General features: G+C 51.1%; 22 protein-coding genes. 13 read left to right on the forward strand and 9 right to left on the reverse strand.

Annotated elements, in window-relative coordinates:
- The first annotated feature begins 75 nt into the window (after positions 1-75).
- From NNO03_RS16075 to NNO03_RS16105, 7 genes are read left to right on the forward strand one after another with little or no spacing between them, the layout of a single operon-like run.
- On the forward strand, positions 76-657 hold the full coding sequence (locus NNO03_RS16075; protein ID WP_271450022.1) for a fimbrial protein: 582 nt from the start codon (positions 76-78) through the stop codon (positions 655-657).
- 60 nt (positions 658-717) lie between these two features.
- Entirely contained in the window at positions 718-1452 is a 735-nt protein-coding gene (locus NNO03_RS16080; protein ID WP_271449992.1) for a fimbrial chaperone, read from the forward strand.
- Positions 1453-1509: 57 nt separating this feature from the next.
- On the forward strand, positions 1510-4086 hold the full coding sequence (locus NNO03_RS16085) for an outer membrane usher protein (protein WP_271450023.1): 2577 nt from the start codon (positions 1510-1512) through the stop codon (positions 4084-4086).
- Between the two features lie 18 nt (positions 4087-4104).
- Positions 4105-4680 carry a fimbrial protein gene (locus tag NNO03_RS16090; RefSeq protein ID WP_271449993.1) on the forward strand — a complete coding sequence of 192 codons (576 nt, stop codon included), beginning with the start codon at positions 4105-4107 and terminating at the stop codon, positions 4678-4680.
- Positions 4681-4697: 17 nt separating this feature from the next.
- Entirely contained in the window at positions 4698-5264 is a 567-nt protein-coding gene (locus NNO03_RS16095; RefSeq protein WP_271449994.1) for a fimbrial protein, read from the forward strand.
- Positions 5265-5282: 18 nt separating this feature from the next.
- The gene (locus tag NNO03_RS16100; RefSeq protein WP_271449995.1) at positions 5283-5879 is read left to right on the forward strand and encodes a fimbrial-like protein; all 597 of its coding nucleotides are present in this window, start codon (positions 5283-5285) and stop codon (positions 5877-5879) included.
- Between the two features lie 23 nt (positions 5880-5902).
- On the forward strand, positions 5903-7012 hold the full coding sequence (locus NNO03_RS16105) for a fimbrial protein (protein WP_271449996.1): 1110 nt from the start codon (positions 5903-5905) through the stop codon (positions 7010-7012).
- A gap of 1 nt (position 7013) precedes the next feature.
- Here the strand turns inward: NNO03_RS16105 and NNO03_RS16110 are convergent, their stop codons facing one another.
- The gene (locus NNO03_RS16110; RefSeq protein WP_271449997.1) at positions 7014-8243 is read right to left on the reverse strand and encodes a polysaccharide deacetylase family protein; all 1230 of its coding nucleotides are present in this window, start codon (positions 8241-8243) and stop codon (positions 7014-7016) included.
- Positions 8244-8304: 61 nt separating this feature from the next.
- A complete protein-coding gene (locus NNO03_RS16115; RefSeq protein ID WP_271442765.1) occupies positions 8305-8745 on the reverse strand; it encodes a PTS sugar transporter subunit IIA in 441 nt (146 codons plus the stop codon).
- A 374-nt stretch (positions 8746-9119) separates the two neighbouring features.
- Here NNO03_RS16115 and NNO03_RS16120 point away from each other — a divergent pair, with 374 nt between their 5' ends.
- Genes NNO03_RS16120 through NNO03_RS16135 form a run of 4 tightly spaced genes read left to right on the forward strand, consistent with a single transcriptional unit; the run spans position 9120 to position 14053 of the window.
- Positions 9120-9656: a fimbrial protein gene (locus tag NNO03_RS16120; RefSeq protein ID WP_271450024.1), complete on the forward strand. Its 537-nt coding sequence runs from the start codon at positions 9120-9122 to the stop codon at positions 9654-9656.
- Positions 9657-9703: 47 nt separating this feature from the next.
- A complete protein-coding gene (locus NNO03_RS16125) occupies positions 9704-10387 on the forward strand; it encodes a fimbria/pilus periplasmic chaperone (protein ID WP_271440527.1) in 684 nt (227 codons plus the stop codon).
- A gap of 21 nt (positions 10388-10408) precedes the next feature.
- Positions 10409-12961, forward strand: a complete 2553-nt coding sequence (locus tag NNO03_RS16130) for a fimbrial outer membrane usher protein (RefSeq protein WP_271449998.1) — start codon at positions 10409-10411, stop codon at positions 12959-12961.
- A 9-nt stretch (positions 12962-12970) separates the two neighbouring features.
- Complete coding sequence (locus NNO03_RS16135) at positions 12971-14053, forward strand: fimbrial protein (protein ID WP_271449999.1); 1083 nt, start codon at positions 12971-12973, stop codon at positions 14051-14053.
- A 30-nt stretch (positions 14054-14083) separates the two neighbouring features.
- Here the strand turns inward: NNO03_RS16135 and NNO03_RS16140 are convergent, their stop codons facing one another.
- Together NNO03_RS16140 and NNO03_RS16145 are read right to left on the reverse strand one after the other, a co-directional pair.
- Positions 14084-14854: an ABC transporter permease gene (locus NNO03_RS16140; protein WP_003829467.1), complete on the reverse strand. Its 771-nt coding sequence runs from the start codon at positions 14852-14854 to the stop codon at positions 14084-14086.
- Entirely contained in the window at positions 14851-15777 is a 927-nt protein-coding gene (locus tag NNO03_RS16145; RefSeq protein ID WP_271440522.1) for an ABC transporter ATP-binding protein, read from the reverse strand. The genes NNO03_RS16140 and NNO03_RS16145 overlap by 4 nt, the downstream gene beginning before the upstream one ends.
- A 108-nt stretch (positions 15778-15885) precedes the next feature.
- Here NNO03_RS16145 and can point away from each other — a divergent pair, with 108 nt between their 5' ends.
- Positions 15886-16548, forward strand: a complete 663-nt coding sequence (gene can / locus NNO03_RS16150) for a carbonate dehydratase (RefSeq protein WP_003018654.1) — start codon at positions 15886-15888, stop codon at positions 16546-16548.
- A 93-nt stretch (positions 16549-16641) separates the two neighbouring features.
- Here can and hpt read toward each other — a convergent pair whose 3' ends face one another.
- The 3 genes from hpt to cueO all read right to left on the reverse strand — a co-directional run bounded on the left by hpt (position 16642) and on the right by cueO (position 20886).
- Positions 16642-17178: a hypoxanthine phosphoribosyltransferase gene (gene hpt, locus NNO03_RS16155; protein WP_003018658.1), complete on the reverse strand. Its 537-nt coding sequence runs from the start codon at positions 17176-17178 to the stop codon at positions 16642-16644.
- Positions 17179-17456: 278 nt separating this feature from the next.
- Complete coding sequence (locus NNO03_RS16160; protein ID WP_271450000.1) at positions 17457-19112, reverse strand: methyl-accepting chemotaxis protein; 1656 nt, start codon at positions 19110-19112, stop codon at positions 17457-17459.
- Between the two features lie 154 nt (positions 19113-19266).
- Positions 19267-20886: a multicopper oxidase CueO gene (gene cueO, locus NNO03_RS16165; RefSeq protein ID WP_271450001.1), complete on the reverse strand. Its 1620-nt coding sequence runs from the start codon at positions 20884-20886 to the stop codon at positions 19267-19269.
- A 153-nt stretch (positions 20887-21039) separates the two neighbouring features.
- Here cueO and NNO03_RS16170 point away from each other — a divergent pair, with 153 nt between their 5' ends.
- Complete coding sequence (locus NNO03_RS16170; protein WP_001295568.1) at positions 21040-21387, forward strand: YacC family pilotin-like protein; 348 nt, start codon at positions 21040-21042, stop codon at positions 21385-21387.
- A 104-nt stretch (positions 21388-21491) separates the two neighbouring features.
- Here NNO03_RS16170 and yacL read toward each other — a convergent pair whose 3' ends face one another.
- Entirely contained in the window at positions 21492-21854 is a 363-nt protein-coding gene (gene yacL / locus NNO03_RS16175) for a protein YacL (protein ID WP_271440519.1), read from the reverse strand.
- A gap of 174 nt (positions 21855-22028) precedes the next feature.
- Complete coding sequence (gene acnB / locus NNO03_RS16180; RefSeq protein ID WP_271440518.1) at positions 22029-24626, reverse strand: bifunctional aconitate hydratase 2/2-methylisocitrate dehydratase; 2598 nt, start codon at positions 24624-24626, stop codon at positions 22029-22031.
- Positions 24627-25005 lie beyond the last annotated feature (379 nt).

A 25005-nucleotide genomic window follows, 5' to 3' on the forward strand; every position in this document is an offset into this window, starting at 1 on the left:
ATATAATCGTAAGTGCACATAGAAAATTAAATGAATTAATTTTCCATCACCACTCATAAATGGATGTTATATATGATTTATAAAACAACTCTGGCCACCGCCTTCGCTGTAGCCACAATGGGTTCTCTTTCAGCCCAGGCTGTCGACATAGGTCTTATTACATTTGATGGCGCAGTCACGGATACGACCTGTACCATCACGACCAATGACGGCTTTGATACAAACGATGTCTACGTTCCGCTCCCCGTTGTAAAGAAAAGCGATGTTGAAGGCACAACCATCGATAAAGGGGTGGGTGAAAAAGAGTTCGAACTGAAACTCAGTAATTGCCCTGATGGGCTAACAAAAGCCTCCGCGGTCTTTACCTCACAGCAGTTTGCCGATCTCAGTAACGGTACGCTAAAAAACAATCCTGTCGTGTCTGGCCATGCTAACAACGTCAACCTGGCGCTCTACAACAACGCTAGCACGGATAAAACGCGTATTAACATCGGGCTCGCTGATAACAACTCTCAAACCGCAGATATCAGTACCGGTGAAGGCACCCTCGCCTATCGCGTGGCCTATGTCCCCAGTGCTGACTGGGTCAAAGGTACAACGGATATCACCTCTGGTAGCGTAAGCAGCACCGCAACCTTCACAATGACCTATCAATAATTATTTGATAAACAGGCGCTTAACTATCAGGAGAAGCGCCTTTGATATTTATGGATGAATATGATGAATCTCACTAAAACCGCCCAATCAGCGCTATTGTTTAGCGCGACCCTACTGACATCTCATGTCGCTCTCGCCGATATTGTGATTTCCGGCACCCGTGTTATCTATCCGGAATCAGCAAAAGACGTAACGGTGAATATGGAAAACCGCGGTAAAAAGCCGTTATTAGTGCAAACCTGGCTGGACGATGGCCGCGATACCACGAGCCCGCAGGAATTGAAGCTTCCCTTTGTCATCACACCACCAGTATCGCGCGTCGATGCCGGAAACGGTCAGACGGTACGTATTACCTGGCTTGGTCAACCTTTACCTCAGGACAGAGAAACCCTGTTCTGGTTTAACGTACTTGAGGTGCCATCAAAAGCCAAAAACGTTGAAACCCAGAATATGCTGCAACTGGCGTTCCGTACCCGTATCAAAATGTTCTTCCGCCCAAATGGATTGAAAAGCAGTCCTTCAACCGCAGCGGCACAGCTCACATGGTCTCAACAGCAGCAAAACAGCAAATCCGTTTTGGTTGCACACAACGATTCGCCCTATTACATCTCGCTGGCAAAAGTAACCGCTCAGTTAGGAGGCACACCCGAAGAGGTTGAGCCACACACTGTCGCGCCATTCAGCAGTCAGGCAATGGCATTAACGCATACCCGTTCGGCTAAAGTCGCAAAAATTACTTATGCATCGATTAATGATTTCGGAGGAGTAGAACAACACCAGGCAGTCATTAAATAACATAACAACCTGCCAGCAGAGCCTCTGCTGTTAGTAACTAATGGATTAGTGAAGAGATTGTTACTGCGCCGCTCTATTTACTGCATTTTTATCTATTTTGCTGCTCAGGCTCCATCCTATGCGGTCGATACCTCTACACCCCAATCTTCTGATGAAGATGTCGAATTCAACGATCTGTTCTTGTTTAACACTGGCAATAATATTGATGTTAGCCGCTTCTCAAAAGGCAATCCCATTATTCCAGGGACGTTCAAAACCCAACTGTCGCTAAACAAAAGAAAAAAGCTACTGACAGACTTTACCTTTAAGGACAATAACACGCCGCGAGCCACCCCCTGCTTTACTACCAAAATACTGATGCAGATAGGGATTAAAGCAGATGCAATTAAAGACAAATTGAAAGATAACGACGAAGAAACCTGCATTGATATCACCAGCGTCTTTCCCGGTATGAGTTGGAATTTTGACTCTGGTAATCAGGAGCTCAACCTTAATTCGCCGCAGATTTATATCGACAGTCACCCGAACGGCTATATTGATCCTTCGCTCTGGGATGATGGGATAGTCGCAGCCATGGTTTCATACGATCTCAACGCCTGGCGTAACCATAGCGCAAACAGCACGACAGAAACCGCCTATGCTGGACTAAAATATGGTCTGAATTTTGGGCCGTGGCGCCTGCGTTCGCGAGGCACCCTCAACTGGGATCAGGATAGCGGCGCCGACTACGCCAGTCAGGACATTTATCTACAGCGCGACCTTACAAGGCTACATTCGCAGTTGTTGCTTGGCGACTCCTATACGCGTGGCGATATATTTAACGCTTTCAACCTGCGCGGAATGCGTATTTATAACGATGACCGCATGCTGCCGGGCGGGATCTCCACGTATGCGCCCAGGATTCATGGTGTCGCCACCAGTAATGCTAAAGTCACCGTGACGCAAAGCGGCAATAAAATTTATGAAAGCACCGTCCCGCCGGGCGAATTCGAAATTAGCGACCTGAGCACCGTGGGCTACGGCAGCGATCTGGTAGTTACCGTCGAAGAATCCGACGGCAGCCAGCGAACCTTTTCCGTCCCCTACTCTTCCGTTAGCCAGCTCATTCGCCCCGGCAATGCCCGCTGGGATATTGGCTTGGGTGAGCTGAATGATAGCAATTTGAAGACACGGCCCAAAGTAGGCTACCTCTCCGGCTTTTACGGCTTAACGGATCTTGTCACGGGATACGCTGGCGCACAGTATGCCGATAACCATTATTTCTCCGGCCTGCTGGGGTTGGCCATCAATACACGGCTGGGCGCATTCTCATTCGATACCACCTATTCCGATGCTGATATCAGCGGCCTGGGCCCGTTAAGTGGCCAAAGCTATCGCCTCTCCTGGAGCAAGCTGATTGAGCCAACACGCACCTCTTTCAACGTCGCCGCCTACCGTTTTTCAACGGCAAACTATCTGACACTAAGCGATGCGGCCACGCTCACCGACGAAATTCAAAACAACACAGACAACAATAGTAACAGCACCTATGACAGCTATCAGCGGATGAAAAATCAGATACAGATTAACGTGAGCCAACCTTTGGCTGCGGAAAAAAAGGATTATGGTTCGCTTTATCTGACCGGAAGCTGGCAAAACTACTGGAATAGCAGCAGCACAACATCCCAGTATTCAGTAGGTTATAACAACTCATTCAGTCTTGGCAGCTACAGTATTTCATTGCAGCGCAGCTATAACGAATACGGCGAAAAAGACGATCGGCTGTATCTCAACCTCAGTATTCCGCTGGGAACGCTGTTTAACCACGGAGAATCCCCGGGCGGGTTCTCCAGCATCAACACCAGCCTGAGTTCCGACTTCAAAAAGAATTCAACGCTGAATACCAGCGCTAACGGCAATACCGAAGATTACCGCTTCAGCTATAGCATCAATGCCAGCACGACTCATGCTGATGGTAGCGACACCAGGCAAATCGGCGGATACGGTAGCTACAACAGCGCTTATGGCCCCTTAAGCCTTTCGGCCTCCGCAGCAGACAGGAGTAACCGCCAGACCTCCTTGAGCTACAGTGGCGGCATGCTGCTGCACGCCGGCGGACTCACGCTCGCCCCCGGCAGCATCGGCGACACCGATACGCTGGCGCTGGTCAGCGCTCCCGGCGCAGAGGGTGCGCATTTAACGACTGGTGATGGCGTTATCGACGGCTCTGGCTATGCCATCATGCCGTATTTATCTGCTTACCGGGAAAACACGATTGGTCTTGATATCTCTGACCTTGAATCCGACGTGGAGATTAAAAACACCAGTACAACCGCCGTACCGCGCAGCGGCGCCGTCATTCGTGTTGATTTTGAAACCGATCAGGGCCGCTCACTGCTGCTCGACCTGCACCGCTCAGACAACGGTTTTATTCCGCTTGGTGCAGACGTGCTCAATGAGCAAGGGCTTTCAATAGGCGCAGTCGGCCAGGCGGGGCAGGCTTATGTCCGCGGCGTGCAGGACAATGGCACGCTACGCGTCATATGGGGAAATACCGCCAACAGTAGTTGTACAGTGACATATCGCATTACGGAGTCTGCACAGAAAGTGGGATTAGGCATCATGCTAAATAACCAAATCTGCCAGATGGAATAGTTTGTACAAGGAGTTTTTATGCAATCATCACGGTTCTTTTTACGTATTATCATCCTGCTAACGCTGTGCGTAAGCACGTCGGCTATGGCCAGCGGCACGCTCAATCTCGACCTGACATTAACCGCAACGCTTCGCGAGACCACCTGCGATATGACCCTTGAAGGCGGTAGCGGTGACGGCACAAACAATATTATTCCCATCGGCAGCGGCGGGATTACCCAACTGGATAAAATCATCAACGCCGACAACTCCGCGACAACCGCGTTTAAGCTCAAAATCGTCGATTGCCCATCAAGCTTAACCAAACTGAAAACCACCATCACCGGTAACGTCTCCAGCATCCAGACGGCCATTGGCAATTCGGCGACCGATAATGCGGCCAGCAACGTTGGCGTCAGCATTGCCCGAGCCGTGACTCCCGATCAGCCTTTTGAAATAAACGCCACCGACGATGCCAAAAGCCTATTTTGGACATCAAGCGAAATCAGCGCCCAGGAGGTGCCATTAGTTGCCCGCCTCATGGAAACGGCAACCGGTAAAGGAACAACCGGTATTTTCAGCGCCATCGCAACGTTCAATTTTGAGTATGAATAACGGCAAGGAACCAAAAAATGAAAATATATATCCTGACATCTTTGATCGTCGCCACCTTACTCACCGCCGGTTACTCCACGGTGACGCTCGCGGACATCACCGGCACCACCAGCGTCCAGGCGACGTTCACATCAACGATTGAAGCCGGTACCTGCACAGCGCAAATCCAGAGTGCGGGCGGACAATCTATCAGTGAACTCGCTTTTGGTGACGTATTTAAATCCGATCTGGTTGCTCAGAGCCGCAGCGAAGCCTTCAAAATTGCCTTCAGCGATTGCGTAGGCGTTAAATCTGCCAGTATTCAGGCCACTTCCGGCAGCGGTGGCGGCTGTTCCGGCCCGGATTCTGACGGCGATTCTTTCTCGGCGGGCAACGCCACTGGTTTTGAAATCTGGAAGGGAGAAGCTGGCGCGGGCACGCTCTTAAGCTGCAATAGCAAACCCGCACAGAACATCACCATTAGCGATAGCAACGTCGATGTTGAGATGGATGCCCGGATCGTGATTGCCAAGGCACGCACTATCAGCGACGTGAAGGCTGGCAACATCAGAGCTCCGGTCACATTCCTGGTGACGTACCAATAGAAGATAAGGTAGGGAATCGTGTTATTCACGCTGAGTAAAAAAATACGTTCTATCTTCAGCCTTTCGGCGTGCCTGGCAGTCGCATGTGGTTGCCAGGCCGGTGACGCAAATCTGGAGATGACCCTCAGCGCCAATATTGTTGAAAACACCTGCCAGATCTCGGTTTCTGACGGTGGGCAGGTACATCTCCCCACCGTCGGAAAAGGTTGGTTTTATAACGCTGACGGCAGCTCACGTCTTGCCCCCACCGATGCGGCTGCGGGTACGGCCTTCTCAATAAAAGTGGAAAACTGCCCGGGAGATAATATTACGGTAAATTCACTGAACTTTAGTTTCCAGCCGCAAAACGGACAGTGGCCAACGGGCAGCAAGCAGGTGTTTATCAATGAGACCCCCGTGACAGCAAGCGGCGCGGATAACGTCGGCATCGTTATTTTCTCTACTGCGCACCACACTAACGTGCTCAATAGCGATGGCACATCTAACGTCACAATGAATATAGAGAACAGTGCCTGGGCCGCCGAGTATGAGTTCTATGCCCGGCTGCAAAATACGGGCCCGGTGAGTACAGGAAAAATTACCAGCAACGTACTGGTCAGCACCATTTATAACTAATTCAGGATGAAGGAAGGTTACTCATGTTTATCACACGGCGAACGCCAGTAAGGCATATTTATTTTCTGCTCGCCGCGCTGTTAATTACGGCGGGTCCAGCGCAAGCCGCTATTGAGTGTCGGTTTGGTAACGGCGGCGGCGGTACGACAACACTGGTGAATGGCATATCCTCAAATAATATCCGCTGGAGCCAGTCCAGTGGGCCCGGGTATTCGAATGATGAGGTATTGCTCGCCACAGTTAATTTAACGCTAAGCCCGTCTCTGCAATCCACCTGTAGCCTGGGTAACGATGGCGAGGTGTTGAAGGAAAAGGTAGATACAGCCTATGTTCGCGCCGGGAGCGCGTATGATGACAACGCAGCGTTGTATTACACCAATATTCCAGGTATCTACTTTACTGCCAAAATTTATTCCGATGCAGGCGGTGGTTTTTTTAAAGAGACGGGAGTCACCACCGATGGCTGGGAAACTCTTGAAGCTGACCACGACGACGAACGCTGGAAAAACAAGACCTGGAAAGCGCTTATTCATATTTATCAGTACAACGCCGAGTTTGCCGGGAATACCAGCGGTATCGCCACGTTAACGCCAAAAGCCAGCTTCTCGCTGGGACAAATGGCGATTGGCGACAGAACCGATAGCAATAACAAGCCCTGGACATTCAACGTTACCCCAACCAGCTTTCAAATCCCCATTACTACCACCACCTGCCAGACCGCAGCACTCAGCGATGGCTCAACCAATATCGACCTCGGTGACTATATGATTGCCGATTTTAACCAGTCGGCACGTAGTCATGACGTTGCCGTACAGCTTAAGGGCTGCAATAACCTGTTTGGCGTTGATGTAAAAATCACCTCGAATAAAACCACGGGAAGCAGTAACGATCTACTGGGGAATACGCTCACCACCAACGCCGCCTCCGGCGTGGGCGTCAAGCTGATGTCTGGGTCAAACACGTCATCTCAGTTTATCCCCAACTCATTCGCCGAGACACACTATAACTTCGATACAGGCTCAAGTACCACGGCCAACGTAATCGACTTTACCGCTCAGTTGGTCAAAGACGGCAATACGATGAAGGCTGGAGAGTTCAAAGCCGCCGCCACCGTGTTGATGACCTACTACTGACCTACCCCTGCGGCTGATTGCTGATCAGCCGCGACATCGTTTCCAGTGAATCCGTTCTTAAAATATAGAGTCGTTTCAATAAGTACGGATTATCCCCAGGCTTCACCTTCCCTCTCACCGTCGTGACCGCCATGTGGAACCCGGCCTCTTTTGCCGCATTGACAGCTATTGCGTTATAGCCGCCAAACGGATACGAAAGATAAATAACATGGGGATTAAACTGCGCAAGCGCCCGCCGCGAGCGCGCGAAATCAAACAGAATATTGTGATAGCTACGACTCAGCAGGATCGGCCGATGGTTGTCATCTACCCGGTGTAAAAAATGGGTATGTGACTGGAAGTCAAAAACATCCCTGATACCGTTCAATTCAGAGATGCTCATAAACTGCAGCGATTTCGGGTCCCACTTCTGGGGGTGGCGCTTGATACGCGACGAAATGATAAACGCTGTCGCTTTCATCCCGTACTGCTTGAGGACAGGATAAGCATAACGGCTGACCGACTTCAGGCCATCGTCGAACGTCAGCACAACAGCCCGTGCTGGCAGATTCATTTTATTCTGCACGTAGCCTTCCAGTTGATACATCGTCAACGTTGTGTAACCGCGATCCCGTAGCCAGGCCATTTGGTTACTGAACGCACGCACAGAGGTGGTCGTGGAGGTGTGGCGAAAACGGGTATTCTCTTCATCACGCAGAATATGATGGTAGGTCAACACGGGAATACCGTGGTCTTCCTGTGCATCCAGCGCGCTGATATAAGCCAGCCTGCCACCAATGCGAATCTGAAACCAGGTCTGATTGAGTCGGTCTTTAAGCTTACTAATTATGGGATAGCGCAGGTTGTCCGTCAGTACGCCAAACGGAGCACTCCCAACATCCGGGGCATTATAAACGGGTGTGTCTTTCCAGGTTATCAGGCTTTGATTGCTGAGCGGTTTGTTGAGGTCACCTAAACCATCGTCAACTTTCTGCCGCCCCTGAACAGGCTCCAGATGTCCCTTATCGATAAACCCGGTACCGAAGCCAAAGGTGAATTCATAGTAGTCAGCGGCAATTGGCTCTACTGAGAGGATTTGGCCGGCACGAATATTCCCTACCGTCACCATTTTATTACCGATCTGTGCCCAAACAGCAGCCGCTTCGGTCGTTTGCATATAACGAGCTGGCAACGCCGCAGCAACGCTACCGGAGAACAGGAGCAACAAAACCAACAGAACGCGCATCACCATATAAGATAACCGAGGCGAGAAACTCCGATTATTGTAGCAAAATCGCTATCAATACCAATGATTAACACGCATACAAATCATGCAGCAATACGAAAGGCGGATTTTTCTGTTGTTGATGCCAGAGGCTCGAGACGTCAGGCCCACCAAGCGTCACGATACGGTCACGAAAGGCAGAACTGCTCAAAGATTCCCGCGACATTAGCATTTGCTCCAGCAATGCGTAGCTGATACCGGAAATAACTTCACACTGGGGATGCTTATGACTCATCAGCGAGGCGACACGGTACGGCGCAGCGCCAGCAATATCCGTCAGAAAGATGACGCCCTCACCGGAGTCTGTGGCATGCAAAGCATCGCACATCATACGGCTTAACATATTCGAACTGAGTCCACGCCAGAAGCTGACTGCCTGGCACTGTGCCTGTGGACCGTACTTTCTTTCCAGACGCTGCAGCATATCCTGTGCCTTATCGTCATGACAGGTAATTACCCAACCTAGCATCATCATCCCTCCTTTTGCTATAAACCATCCTGACACAGACAAACATGCTTGACAGTGATGGCGATCATCCTGGGTTAATTTATTTTTTTAACGCATGAAATAGCCATTCCCCTCATATTATTAATCGAATCATTAATAAAATTAAATACTTTATTAACAATACACACACTTAAAAACCATAAGGCATAATTGGCGCAAATAATAAATTAAACACCATTCGAATATAGTATGGGTTTATTCCTATTTTTTACCAGCCTCATATTTCAGCAAGCATTATATATTTACTTTAATATAGCAAAATAAGAAAATAAAAACGAAGTAAATGAATTAACACTCTTGATTAACACTGTGTTATTAATAATTAGTCTTAAAGGATTAAGCTCATGAACAAAAAAATGAAAACAATGGTTTTCGCTTCATTATTGATATCCACTTCTGCATTAGCCGATACCGCAAGCGATGGCACCGTCCACATCACAGGGACAATTCTGCAAAACGCCTGTACTGTCAAGACCAGCTCTATTGACGTCACGCTGAAAGACCAGTTTGCCTCCGTTTTTACCGCTGCCGGGCAAACGCAAAGTAATGAAGCCTTCACCATCGATCTGGAAAACTGCGATTCATCAATCTACGAAAATATCCAAACCCGTTTTGAAGGTACGCAGGACCCGTATGACACCAGCGTACTGGCAAACACGGGTGATGCAACCGGTGTAGGCGTGCAAATTCTGGATAGTGCCAATACTGCGCTGGCGTTGAATGATGAATCAGCATGGTCAACGAAATCTACGCTCACCAGCGGCCAGACCGAAATTTCCATGCCATTCTCTGCCCAGTTTATCTCAACCAGCGACACCGTAACGGCGGGCAGCGTTGACGCGACTGCAACCTTCTACCTGCAATACAACTAATCCATAGCGGCCAACGCGGGTTGGCCCTTTTGTTTGTTGAGGTCATGATGAATCCTTTGACGAAGGCAGTTCTTGCTGTCAGCCTTTTCGCCTGTCCTTTTGCTCATGCTGCAGGAATCAACATTGGTGCCACGCGCGTTATTTTTAACGGCGATGCAAAAGATGAGTCAATATCAATAAGCAATAATGACAACGTCCCATACTTAATTCAATCGTGGGTACAGTCAATTAGTGAAACGGGTAAAACAGGTGATGCACCTTTTATGGTAACCCCTCCACTATTTCGACTTGATGGTGGTAAAAGAAATGTTTTACGTGTTATTCGCACAGGTGGAAATATACCCGAAGACAGAGAGTCCCTTTATTGGTTAGATATCAAGTCCATTCCCGGAACTAATCCGGATGATAAAGGCAACAAACTTAAAATTGCGATTAAAGCGGAATTTAAACTGATTTACCGTCCCACGTCATTAAAGCAAACACCCGAAAAAGTGACCAATCAGCTGCAGTGGTCAAGAAGCGGCAGCATATTAACGGTCCGCAACCCAACGCCCTACTACATGAATTTCGGCGAAATAGCGGTCGGTGGCAGCAAACTGAAAGCACCGCGCTATGCACCGCCGTTTGGTAGCGCGCAGTACACATTGCAGTCGGGGGCGAGTGGTGTCATCACCTGGTCAATTATTAATGACTTTGGGGGGACGGGACCAATACATAAACAAGAGCAGTAAAAACACGGCCAAGGATGATTTATGGGCACGAGGAATGGACAATCTGTGCAGTTTTATCTCTCACGCAGTGCTCTTATGGTTGCGCTTCACTGCGCGCTGACGCATCAGGTTTGGGCCAGGGACTACTTCGATCCGGCATTTATTGAAAACCGCGGATCGCAACAGATCACAGCGGCAGATCTCTCCATATTTTCCACTGACCAAAGCCAGCTACCGGGTACTTATTACACCGATATTTTAATCAACAAGACATCACTGGGTTCGCGAAACGTTGATTATCAACAGGTCGCTCTACCCGATGGCCGCCAGGTATTACAGGGTTGTTTACTCACAGCGGAATTAAAAAGCGCAGGAGTAAAGACTGAACTTTTTCCCGCGTTGAATACCGCCAGGGGATGCGCCGATCTTTCACTGATCCCAGGTGCCAGCCAGCAGTTTGATTTTCAGGCACAGCAACTGTTTATTAGCATCCCGCAAATGTACATTGCCAGTAGCGCCCGAGGATACGTGCCGCCGGAAAAGTGGCAGGAGGGAATCCCAGCCCTGTTGCTCAACTACAGTTTCAGCGGTTATCAGACCTTCGGAAAAAATCGCGATGTGGCGGATACCGACTCGCAATATCTGGCACTTCAGCCGGGTATTAATGTTGGACCATGGCGTTTTCGTAACTATACCAACTGGAACGCCAACACCAGCGATGGCAACACGCAGCAGAGCTGGAATACCGTATACAATTATCTTCAGCGCGACATTATTGCGCTGAAGAGTCAACTCACCCTCGGCGACAGCAACACGCCCACGGACATCTTCGACAGCCTTGCCTTTCGCGGTATACAGCTAGCATCAGACGATCAAATGCAACCGGACAGCCTACGTGGTTACGCGCCGACAATTCGCGGCATTGCCCGTTCGAACGCGCAGGTCACCGTGCGACAAAATGGCCGGGTTGCTTACCAGACCGCCGTCCCGCCTGGCGAGTTCGAAATTAACGATATGTTCCCCACCGGCAGCAACGGCGACTACGACGTGACGGTCAAGGAAGCCGACGGCAGTGAACAACACTTTATTGTCCCCTACGCTTCACTGCCTATTCTGCAACGAACCGGGCACGCCAAATATAGCGTAACGGCAGGGAAGTACCGGGACGGCAACAACCACACCGGCGATAGCTTCACCCAGGCAACCCTGCTCTATGGCCTTCCCTGGGGGATCACACTCTATGGCGGCGGACAGGTTGCCGGAAACACATACCAATCTGCCGCACTGGGGATCGGGCAGAATATGCAGATGCTCGGCGCTATCTCGCTGGACGGAACCTGGTCACATGCCCGGTTTGATGATGGTCACAAAGAAACCGGTCAATCCTGGCGCGTCCGCTATAGCAAAGGGGTAGTCAGTACAGGGACCACGCTTTCACTTGCCGGGTATCGCTACGCCAGCGAACACTACAACTCGCTTGAAGAAGTGCTGGACCCAGACGAGAGCTTCAACGATTACTATGGCAAGCGCCACAATCGTTTTGAAAGTTCGTTAAATCAGCAGCTTGGTGGAAAACTTGGGGCCTTCACACTGAGCTGGATAAAAGAAAACTATTGGCACAGTGAACGTAAAATGGAATCACTGGGCGCAAGCTATAACAACCGTTTTGGCGCGGTGAGTTACACCCTGGGTTACAGCTATAACCGCAATACCTATCAGTCCAGCTCAACAGATAACGATCGGTATTATCAAAACGATCAACTGTTCACGCTCTCGGTAAGCGTACCTTTCGCGCTGCTCGATTCGCGCATGTACGCTAACTATATGCTCAGCACCCGTAAGCATGACGCTACCGTTAACAGCACCAGCCTGAGCGGTACTGCCCTTCGCGACGATAACCTGAACTGGTCCATACAGCAAAGCCACAGCACTACCGGCGGCGACTCCGGCGGGTTAAGCGCCAACTATAAAGGAACGTATGCCAACGTGAACGCCGGTTATAGCCAGTCTCCCGACTCCCGGCAAGTCAGCTACGGTATTAGCGGCGGCATGCTGGCCCACGAAAATGGGCTAACGCTGAGCCAACCGATTACCGGAGCGGCCGTGCTCATCAAAGCGCCCGGCGCGTCTAATGTCTCGGTCGTCAACCAGACTGGCGTTACGACCGACTTCCGCGGATATACAGTGATCCCGAACGTCACGCCTTACTACCGCTACGATATCGCGCTGGACAGCAGCACTTTTGCAGACAACGTTGATATCCCCATGAATAACCAGACCGTCTACCCGACACGTAATGCCATCGTGCGTGCTGATTACGACGCGCGCAAAGGCTACCGGGCACTCATCACGCTTCTGCGCGCGAACGCAAGCGCGGTGCCCTTTGGCGCGACAGTCAGCCTTACGCAACAAAACGAGAGTCTGGCCAATATTGTCGCTGATAAAGGACAGGTGTTCTTGAGCGGGCTGCCAGAGGAAGGCGTGCTTGTCGTGAGATGGGGAAACAGTGCGAATGAAACCTGCCGCGCCAGCTACCACCTCGACCCGCAAAAAAATCTCAATGGCATTGTGACAAGCCAGGCTCAGTGCCAATAAAGGAATACGATGAACCTGAAAGAATTGAAGTATTGTGCACTACTGTTAGTCGCGCTTTCCGGATGCGCCAGGGCCGAAGACTTTGGCAACGGTACAGGATGGTGCGAATCGACAAGCGGCACCCGAAATTATCCGTTTGATGTCAATCAGACGATCGACAGCACAGACAACAACCAGCGGGGGACGATTATTGAATCGAATTGGTCCGGCAGCGCTACCTACAACGCCGTATGTGATTGCGATAATACTGATTATCGGGGCTATAACTACTTTACCGCCACAACCGGCGACCTGACGCAAAAAGGCACCTACAGTGAGAGCCGCTACTACGGCTATATGTATTATTACGTACTGGTCGCGGGAAAGCTGGAGATCGGCTCTGAAACCTACATTGCTGGCAAACTCGGGCAATTTGTCCCCGTGCCTTTTTCCGCCGTCAGCAACCTTGACGCAACAGGAGGTGGCTGCACTGGGGCAGATATGAGGGCGATGACAGCAGGAAACCGCGGCAGGGTCAGGATCTACATTACCCATCCGTTGGTCGGTGAGATAATCATCCCAGAAACCACCATCGTGAACCTGTTTCTATCGAAATCCGCCACCGGCGGCGGCGATAACGTACCGCCAGGCGTGCCGCCGGTCGCGCGCGTCACGCTCTCTGGCACGATCACCGTTCCTCAGTCTTGCTCTATAAACGCCGGACAGATTATCGAAGTGAAGCTACCGGATATTCAGGGAAAAGATATCCGCAACCTTGGCGACAGCCCGCAGGAATCTCATGTCACAACCCGCGTCAACTTAACCTGCAGCAACGTTGCCAATGGCACCAATCTCTCGCTGTCATTAGCAGGCACTAACGATCCGCATAACAACGACTATTTGCAAACCGATAATGAGAATATTGGAATTCGTATTTCTGACAAAGAGGACAATACCATCGTGCCGAACGGCAGCACGGAATTGCCCGTCGATGATTATCAGGATGGCAGTGGCAGTTCGACATTTACCACCGCTCCGGTAAATACCACCGGCAATATTCCACGCACCGGACAGTATCAGGCAACGGCCACACTGGAAGTACAAATTCGCTAAAAAAAGGCGACTCACGTCGCCTTTTAACATTTAGCTGCGCAGCCCGCGCCCGCGCTGAATCAGATACCAGCACAGTAAATAAAATGCGGCGATAAACACCACCAGCACACCGAAGGTCGTCACCAGCGGCACATCGTGAATGCCGAGGAAGCCGTAGCGGAAGCCGCTAATCATGTAGACAATCGGGTTCAGGTGCGACAGTCCCTGCCAGAATGGCGGCAGCAGCGTTAACGAATAGAAAACGCCCCCCAGATAGGTCAGCGGCGTTAACACGAAGGTCGGGATCAGACTGATATCGTCAAAGGTTTTGGCAAAAACCGCGTTCAGTAAACCCGCCAGCGAAAACAGTACCGCCGTCAGCACCAGCGTCAGCGCCACGAAGACCCAGGAGTGCACCTGGAACGGAACAAAGAACAGAGAGATAGCTGTGACCAGAATGCCCACACACAGACCGCGAGCCACACCACCGCCGACAAAACCGGCGATGATAACGTGCGTCGGTACCGGTGCAACCAACAGTTCTTCAATGTTGCGCTGAAACTTGGCGCTAAAAAATGACGACGCCACGTTGGCGTACGAGTTGGTAATCACCGCCATCATGATAAGCCCCGGCACGATAAACTGCATGTAGCTAAAGCCGTGCATTTCACCGATCCGTGAGCCAATCAAATTACCAAAGATAATAAAATAGAGCGTCATGGTGATAACGGGCGGCACCAGGGTTTGCACCCAGATACGCATAAAGCGGTGGATCTCTTTCGCCCAGATGCTTTTCAGCGCGACCCAGTAGAGCTGCATCATGCGCGATCTCCTTGTTTTTCATGAACCAGAGAAACAAACAGCTCTTCCAGTCGGTTCGCCTTGTTCCGCATACTCAATACCTGAATACCCTGAGCGCTCAGCTGCGAGAACACGCTGTTCACCCCCTGCTCGCGCAGAACTTCAACTTCCAGCGTTGAGGTATCAACCAGACGGTATTGATAGCCTTCCAGCTTAGGTAGCGGACTTTTCGCCGCCAGATCGAGAATAAACGTCTCAGATTTGAGCTTGGAGAGCAGATTCTTCATCGAGGTATTTTCTACCAGCTCACCATGCTGAATAATGCCGATGTTCCGGCACAACATTTCCGCTTCTTCGAGATAGTGGGTTGTCAGAATAATCGTCGTACCTTTATCGTTTAAATCCTTCAAAAATCCCCACATTGAGCGGCGTAATTCAATATCAACACCGGCAGTAGGTTCATCGAGGATAAGCAACTTTGGCTCATGCATCAGCGCGCGGGCAATCATCAGGCGGCGCTTCATCCCGCCGGACAGCATACGAGCACGCTCGTTGCGTTTTTCCCACAGGTCGAGCTGTTTTAGATAAATTTCACTGCGCTTAACCGCCTCTTTATGCTCAACGCCGTAATAACCCGCCTGATTCACCACGATCTGTTGCACGGTTTCAAACGGGTTAAAGTTGAACTCCTGCGGCACCAGCCCAAGCTGGCGCTTGGCATTAACCGTATCTTTATCAAGATCGAACCCGAAGACGCTAACCCGACCGGAGGTTTTATTCACCAGCGAGCTGATAATGCCGATGGTAGTGGACTTTCCCGCGCCATTGGGACCTAGCAGCGCATAGAAATCACCCGCTTCGACTTGCAAATCTATGCCACGCAACGCCTGAACGCCACCGGGATAGGTTTTTTTAAGTTTTTGAAGTTCCAGAGCAATGGTCATGGTTTTTTACTTACCTTACGTTCTGACATTTTATATATAGTTTAAATAATGCTGGAGTTACCCTATATTAGCCCATCGAATTTATCTGGCTTCGGGTTGTACAACTCCATGAAAGACATAGATACACTTATCAGCAACAATGCACTATGGTCAAAGATGCTGGTAGAAGAGGATCCCGGATTTTTTGAAACGCTGACACATGCACAAAATCCGCGTTTTCTATGGATTGGATGTTCCGACAGTCGCGTTCCCGCTGAACGTTTAACCGGTCTTGAACCGGGTGAACTGTTTGTTCACCGTAATGTTGCTAATCTGGTTATTCACACCGACCTGAACTGTCTCTCAGTGGTTCAGTATGCGGTGGATGTGCTGGAAGTGGAACACATTATTATTTGTGGCCACTATGGATGCGGCGGTGTCCAGGCAGCCATTGAAAATAAAGAACAGGGGCTGATTGATAACTGGTTGCTGCATATTCGCGATATCTGGTTTAAACACAGCTCACTGCTGGGCGAAATGCCGCAGGAACGTCGCATGGACACCCTGTGCGAACTGAATGTCATGGAGCAGGTCTATAACCTGGGCCATTCGACAATCATGCGTTCAGCCTGGAAACGCGGTCAGAAAGTGACGATTCACGGATGGGCTTACGGTATTCATGATGGCCTGCTGCGCGATCTGGACGTCACGGCCACCAGCCGCGAAACGCTGGAACAACGCTACCGACAGGGGTTGTCGAACCTCAGCCAGAAGCACAGCAACCATAAGTAAGGCGATACTGCCGGGTGGCAGTTACGCCTTATCAGGCCTACAAATCAGCGCTGTAGGCCTGATAAGCGAAGCGCCATCAGGCGCTCCAGCCAATTACTCGTCCAGCAACACCACTTTGCCAACATACGGCAGATGGCGATAACGTTGTGCATAGTCAATGCCGTAGCCAACAACGAACTCATCTGGAATGGAGAAACCGATAAACTCGACCGGTACATTCACTTCACGGCGAGAAGGTTTATCCAGCAACGTACAAATCGCCAGAGATTTAGGTTCACGCAGGCTCAGGATTTCACGCACTTTAGACAGCGTGTTGCCGGAGTCGATGATGTCTTCAACAATCAGCACGTCTTTGCCACGAATGTCTTCATCCAGGTCTTTGAGGATTTTAACATCACGTGTGGTGGACATTCCGCTGCCGTAGCTGGAGGCGGTCATGAAATCGACTTCGTGGGAGACATGCACTTCGCGGCACAGGTCAGCCATAAACATAAATGAACCGCGTAACAGGCCTACCAGCACCATATCACTGCCGCTGTCCTTGTAACGCTCGTTAATCTGACGCCCCAATTCGGCAATACGCGCTTTGATCTCCGCTTCCGGGATCATGACTTCTACAGTATGTTTCATAAAAGAAATAACTCACTGATTTTTATCAGTTAACACATCATGCAAATCGAAAGAAAGCGCTTACCTTGATACACCGACAGAGAGGCGGTGGCTCGCACTAACCACAAAACTTGCGACAGCATACAAACAATTCAGTGGGTGAAGTATACCAGCAAAGAGACCGCATTCCTCTGATAGTTACTCAGAGAACCTGCACACGCATTTTAACGTGCACTGAATATACGAAAGCCGGGCAACGAACCCGGCTTTTAGCGTGAACAAAATCGGACTTTTTCAGGTCAGAACGTTTCCCAATGTTGATCCTGGGTAGTAGAGACAACGCGATCCTGGCGCGGAGCGTCCTGCGATGGTTTTCGTGCCCCGCTTACCGCCTTCTCACGGGTAATACGAAATACCGCAACAGCCTGCCGCAACTGCTCGGCCTGTTGCTCCAGTGAGGCCGCCGCCGCCGCAGACTCCTCTACCAGGGCGGCGTTTTGCTGGGTGACGCTGTCCATCTGCGAAACCGCGAGGCTAACCTGTTCAATCCCCCGACTCTGTTCTTCAGAAGCAGACGCAATTTCGCCCATGATATCGGTCACACGGGTTACCGCCGCGACAATTTCTGCCATGGTTTTACCGGCATCCGAAACCTGCTGCGATCCCATGCCGACACAGTGAGTTGAATTATCAATCAGCGCTTTGATCTCTTTTGCTGCCTGGGCACTACGGCTTGCCAGAGTCCGGACTTCACCTGCCACAACCGCAAAACCGCGCCCCTGCTCTCCGGCTCTGGCCGCTTCTACCGCGGCGTTCAGCGCCAGAATGTTGGTCTGGAATGCAATACTGTCGATAACGTTCGTGATCTGCGCGATTTGCTGCGAGCTGTCCGCTATTTCACTCATCGTATGAACAACGGTATCAACAACACGCCCCCCGCGAGCGGCAGTATCAGAGGCGTTTTTCGCCAATTGGGTCGCCTGTTTCGCATTGTCCGTATTCTGCTTCACTGTCGCAGTCAACTGCTCCATACTGGCGGCTGTTTCCTCAAGCGAGGCCGCCTGCTGCTCGGTGCGCGAAGAAAGGTCGTTATTGCCCGAGGAAATTTCAGCGGCCCCGGTATGAATTGACTCCGAGCTATTACGTACGGCAGTGACTGTCGAAATCAGCGACTGTTGCATCTCTTCCAACCCCATCGCCAGTCGGCCCATTTCGTTGCGACCTTCAACATTAAGCTTATGGGTTAAATCTCCACCGGTAATGACGCGAATATGCTCCATAATCTGCGCCAGCGGCTTCAGCAGGATGTGTTGCAACCCGCTCCAGATCATGCCCAGAACGATCAGCACAACCAGAACGATGCCTCCCAGCGTCCACTGCATACGGGAAAAACTGAGCTGATTCTCCGCAGCAGCGTGCTGCAGCAGCGCATTATTCTCGTTTCGCCAGTGGTCATAGCTCGCTTCCATTTCATCCTGCGCTTTCTGGGCATCAAGATCGCCATAGGCCTGATAGTTATTCGCTCGCAGATACTCAATCGATAATTTCATCACTTCGTGCATCTGGCGATATTGCTTTTCCATTTCACTGGCGATCTGCGGATCTTGCCCTGTAACCTGTGGTAATCCCTGATACTGGGCGAAATAGCCTTCCGCCTTCTTCATTGAATCACTGGCGGTATTGAGCAGCGTGTTGATCGCGGCTAAAGAGGCAGGATCGCTCTGATTTTTTAAAAAGCGGATGGCGACGCGTGTCACCGTAACACGGGTTTTAATCAACGTATTGACGCTGTCACTCAGATTTTCTTGCTGAGCGTTGAGGGTGCCTGAGTTCTGGAAATTCTGCCTATCATTGTTTACCGCAGAATAAAACAGGCTTCCCGTAACGGCCTGCAGTAAACAGAAAATGGCGAGAACCAGCAGGATACCGGTAATAACACGAATATTTTTAATCACGTTTTTTCATCCATTGAACTCACATTGGGTACATGATGATTATCGGCCCCAAAGGCGATTACTTTATGTTCAATGGCAGAATATGCAGGGGATGCGCCATACCCGGCCGACAAGAAATATCCTGTAGGCCGGGTAAGCGAAGAGACGTCGTTGTTTAAACCGTAAAACCGAGCATCATGCCGGTGTCTTCGTGCTCCAGCAGATGGCAGTGCGCCATATAGGCATGTTCTTTCGGCGCGTCGTGGTCAAACTTCACCAGCACCTCACTGACGCCACCTTCGACACGCACGGTGTCCTTCCAGCCTGCGCGATGCGTGGCCGGCGCTTTGCCATTCTCAGAGAGGATGCGGAACTGCGTGCCGTGAATATGGAACGGATGCAGCATCATGTCACCCTGACCGGAAATGACCCAGCGTTCATGCTGGCCTTTCGCCGCAGCAAACATCGGTTTATTCATATCAAAGGGCAGGCCATTAATCCGATTGGCGTTATGGAAATCAAACGACCCGCCATGTTTCATATTGCTCATATCACCCTGTTTCATGCTGCCCATATTGCCGTGATTCATATTGCCGTGGCTCATGTTACCGTGACTCATGTTGCTGCTGTTCATATGGCCCATCATTTGCCCGTGATCCATCCCGGCCATCGCCTGATCGCCATACTTTTGCATCAGCATCTGCATGCCCATCATGTCGAGCATCGGGTCCATCGACAATTGCAGTTTACGCACCGTCAGTCCATCCAGAGAAGGCAGCGCTGGCAGGGTGGTCAGCGTATCCGGCAGCGTCCCGGAAGCGGTAATAAGCAGCGGTTGAATACGCATCACCGGATGTGGTTTATCAAATGGCGCGATCGCCATCCCCATCTGGCTCACCGGCAGAGTGACCAAATCAAAGGCTTTTCCGTCGCTCACATCCACCAATACTTCAAAACGCTCACCCATCAGCATCGGCAGTTCGGTCACTTTTACCGGCTCAGCTAACAATCCACCATCACTGGCAATCACATACAGGGGACGGTTATCGCTGGTCGCGATATTAAGCGAGCGTGCGTTACAGCCATTCAGCAGACGCAGGCGCAACCAGCCGCGTGGTGCGGCATGTTGTGGGTAAATCGCCCCATTGGTTAGCAGCGTATCGCCAAACCAACCGACGGCGGCGGTCATCATATCCAACTGATAATTAATTTGCCCGTCTGCGGAAAACTGTTTGTCCTGAATAATCACCGGCACATCGTCGATACCCCACTGCTTCGGTAGCAGTAGTTTGCGGATCTCGTCATCTTCAATCAGCACCAGTCCGGCCAGGCCCATCGCAACCTGACGTCCGGTTTTCCCGTGTTGATGTGGGTGGAACCAACAGGTTGCTGCCCGTTGCGCAGGGGTAAAGGTCACTGAACGCTTCCCACCCGCCGGAATAACGCCTTGCGGCCCGCCATCGACTTCTCCGGGGATTTCCAGCCCATGCCAGTGCAGCGTCGTCTCTTCGGCCAGTTGATTATGGATATCCACACTCACCGCCTGACCTTTATTCAGTTTTACCGCGGGTCCGAGCACGTTACCGTTATATCCCCAGGTGGTGGCGGTTTTCCCCGCAAACGTCGACTGCCCAGCTTTCACAATCAGCTGTATGCGATTAGAAGCATCCGCAGTTAACAGGTCAGGAATGGGTAACGCAGGACGGTCAGCCGCAAAAACGGTGCGGCTCCACAAAGGTAAAGCTGACGCGACGCCCAGCGCCACGGAGTACTTTAAAAAGTCACGACGTTGCATATTCATTTCCTTATATTCAGCAGCTTAAGCAGGCTATCTTTTAAGCATAAGCCCTCCCCTTACGGGAAGGTCAAGTGAACGGCTGATAATAAAGGTCGTCGCTTCGCTCGCAGTATGCTAACGTTTAATTTCCGTGATGCAGTGGTAGAAGCAATGAAGACGTTTTTCAGAACAGTTTTGTTCGGCAGCCTGATGGCAGTATGCGCAAATAGCTACGCGCTTAGTGAATCCGAAGCCGAAGATATGGCCGATTTAACGGCAGTTTTTGTTTTTCTGAAAAATGACTGTGGCTACCAGAATTTGCCCAACGGGCAGATACGTCGCGCACTGGTCTTTTTTGCCCAACAGAACCAGTGGGACCTCAGTAATTACGATACCTTCGATATGAAAGCACTCGGTGAAGACAGCTATCGCGATTTGAGCGGTATTGGTATTCCGGTCGCGAAAAAATGCAAAGCGCTGGCGCGCGACTCCTTAAGTCTGTTGGCTTACGTCAAATAATACACCTTGCCCGATGGCGCTACGCTTATCGGGCCTACGAACCAGGAATGACATCGTTGTGCCAGGCCGGGTAGCACAGCGCCCCCGGCAGAGGCGAGTGCAAATTAACGCTGTTGCACAAATTCACGATACGCGGCAACCACCTGCAAGAAATCTTCAACGCCGCACAAAGATAAACTCTCTTCGTCGTAGTAATTCATTCCTTCTTCCATTTCATCGCCCGTGAACTCCAGTTGATTGGCGCGAACCATAACCTCTTCGCCATCCAGCCAGAGCGTGTATTCATGCCCTGCTCGCTGCCAGGAACGTTCACTGCCTTTTACCGCACGCGCTGCCTGTTCCACTTCATCAAGCAAGGCCATGTTCTCTTTCACTTCTTCATTAAACCAGTGCCCCACGACTTCATGGCCCATGGACATACGCACTAAAACCCGCCCGGTAACATCGCGCAGAAATTCGTAATCCATAATGTCTTCCTCTGCTCCCGGCAATGCGCCAATACCGCATTGCACCTTGCTGTAATTATCGCAGCAGCGCGGCAGAAAAAAAGTGTAGCGGGTATAAGGAATAGAAATAAAAATGCCCGGAGAAGTCAGCTTCTTCGGGCATTGATGCGTTTTTACGCTAAATGTGGTCGCGAATTAAACCGCAGTCTGGAAAATCACGCTATCTGCTTTCTCGGTGTACTGAGAGAGCTGGTCAAAGTTCAGATACCGGTAAGTATCCACGGCCGTTTTATCTACCTGCGCCACATAGGTCTGATACTCTTCCGCTGTCGGCAGTTTACCGATCAGCGCAGCAACCGCCGCCAGCTCTGCAGAAGCCAGGTAGACGTTCGCCCCCGTACCTAAACGGTTCGGGAAGTTACGGGTTGAGGTAGAAACGACTGTCGCACCGTCTGCCACACGCGCCTGGTTACCCATGCACAGTGAACAGCCAGGAATCTCGATACGCGCCCCGCTCTTACCAAAGACGCTGTAATAGCCTTCCTCGGTAAGCTGTGCCGCATCCATACGCGTTGGTGGAGCAACCCACAGACGCGTTGGCAACTGGCCTTTATGCGCATCCAGCAGTTTACCCGCGGCACGGAAGTGACCAATGTTTGTCATGCAGGAACCGATGAACACTTCGTCAATCTTCTCGCCCTGCACGTCAGACAGCAGACGCGCGTCGTCCGGATCGTTCGGTGCACACAGGATCGGCTCTTTGATATCCGCCAGATCGATGTCGATCACTGCCGCGTATTCGGCGTCAGCATCGGCTTCCAGCAGCTGCGGATCCGCCAGCCATTTTTCCATGCCCTGTACACGACGTTCCAGCGTACGGCGATCGCCGTAGCCTTCCGCGATCATCCATTTCAGCAGAACGATGTTGGAGCTGAGGTACTCAACGATCGGCTCTTTGTTCAGCTTGATGGTACAACCGGCAGCGGAACGCTCAGCGGAGGCATCGGTCAGTTCAAATGCCTGCTCAACTTTCAGATCCGGCAGACCTTCAATTTCCAGAATGCGGCCAGAGAAGATATTTTTCTTACCTTTCTTCTCAACGGTCAGCAGACCTTGTTTGATCGCGTACAGCGGGATGGCATGAACCAGGTCACGCAGGGTGATACCCGGCTGCATTTTGCCTTTGAAACGCACCAGAACAGATTCCGGCATATCCAGCGGCATCACGCCAGTCGCAGCCGCGAACGCCACCAGACCAGAACCCGCCGGGAAAGAGATACCGATTGGGAAACGGGTATGGGAGTCACCACCGGTACCTACGGTATCCGGCAGCAGCATACGGTTCAGCCAGGAGTGGATTACGCCATCACCCGGACGCAGCGACACGCCGCCACGGTTCATGATGAAGTCAGGCAGAGTATGGTGGGTGGTCACGTCAACCGGTTTCGGATACGCAGCGGTATGACAGAACGACTGCATCACCAGGTCAGAAGAGAAGCCCAGGCACGCCAGGTCTTTCAGTTCGTCACGGGTCATTGGGCCGGTGGTATCCTGAGAGCCGACGGAAGTCATCTTCGGTTCACAGTAGGCACCCGGACGGACGCCGGTTACGCCACATGCGCGGCCAACCATTTTCTGAGCCAGAGAGAAGCCGCGGCTGCTTTCCGCCACATCTTTCGCCTGACGGAATACATCACTGTGCGGCAGACCCAGCGCTTCACGCGCTTTGGTGGTCAGGCCACGGCCGATGATCAGCGGAATACGGCCACCGGCGCGCACTTCGTCAACCAGCACATCGGTTTTCAGTTCGAAGGTAGCCAGCAGTTCGTTGGTTTCGTGGTTACGCACTTCGCCCTTGAATGGGTAAACGTCAATTACGTCGCCCATGTTCAGGTTGCTTACGTCCACTTCAATCGGCAGCGCGCCCGCATCTTCCATGGTGTTGAAGAAGATCGGTGCAATTTTGCCGCCCAGACACAAACCACCGCCACGCTTGTTCGGTACATGAGGGATATCATCACCCATAAACCACAGCACGGAGTTGGTCGCAGATTTACGCGAAGAACCGGTACCGACAACGTCACCCACATAGGCCAGCGGGTAACCTTTTTTCTGTAATGCTTCGATCTGTTTGATCGGGCCAACGACACCCGGCTGATCCGGCTCGATACCTTCACGGGCGTTTTTCAGCATCGCCAGGGCGTGCAGCGGAATATCAGGGCGAGACCACGCGTCCGGGGCCGGAGACAGGTCATCAGTGTTGGTTTCACCCGTCACTTTGAAGACGGTAACGGTGATTTTTTCAGCCAGCGCAGGACGGTTCAGGAACCATTCGGCATCAGCCCAGGACTGCATCACTTGCTTAGCATATTCGTTGCCAGCTTTGGCTTTTTCTTCTACATCGTAGAAGTTATCAAACATCAGCAGCGTTGAAGAGAGCGCTTTGGCGGCAATCGGCGCCAGTTTGGCATCGTCCAGCGCATCAATCAGCGGATGAATGTTATAACCGCCCTGCATGGTACCCAGCAGTTCGATGGCTTTTTCTGGCGTGATCAGCGGAGAGGTAGTGTCACCTTTAGCGACAGCGGCGAGAAAACCGGCTTTAACGTAAGCGGCTTCATCTACACCAGGGGGAACGCGGTTAATCAACAGGTCTAACAGGAATTCTTCTTCGCCCACAGGCGGGGTCTTCAGCAGCTCGACAAGTGCAGCCATTTGGGTTGCGTCTAAGGGTTTCGGCACAATCCCCTGGGCGGCACGCTCAGCTACGTGCTTACGGTATTCTTCTAGCACGACGATATCTCCTCGCTCTCATTGTCATAATGCGGCGCTTTTGTATATGGGCGATTCTCTTCACGCTCCTGTGAGACAGCAGTTAGTAGGGTAAATGCCCGGTACCGCAAAAGGCACAATAACAGGATTTTCGTTGGGTGTTAATCTGTTTACAAAAAAGCAACATAAAAAATTGGCTGAATCGTTAAGGATGGTCTAATGCTCTTCACAATAGCAGAAGGGGAATGATAATTTTCACCAGCAATGTTTAGTCACATTATTTAGCTCCCTGATAATAAACTTGCGTTAACGATCCCAAGATTCGTCAAAAATTAAACTATTGTCTCTTTATACTCACGGAACACTGCACCCACTGGCGGCAGGCATAATGACTATGACG

Source organism: Citrobacter sp. Igbk 16, from assembly GCF_028069755.1.
GTDB lineage: Bacteria > Pseudomonadota > Gammaproteobacteria > Enterobacterales > Enterobacteriaceae > Citrobacter.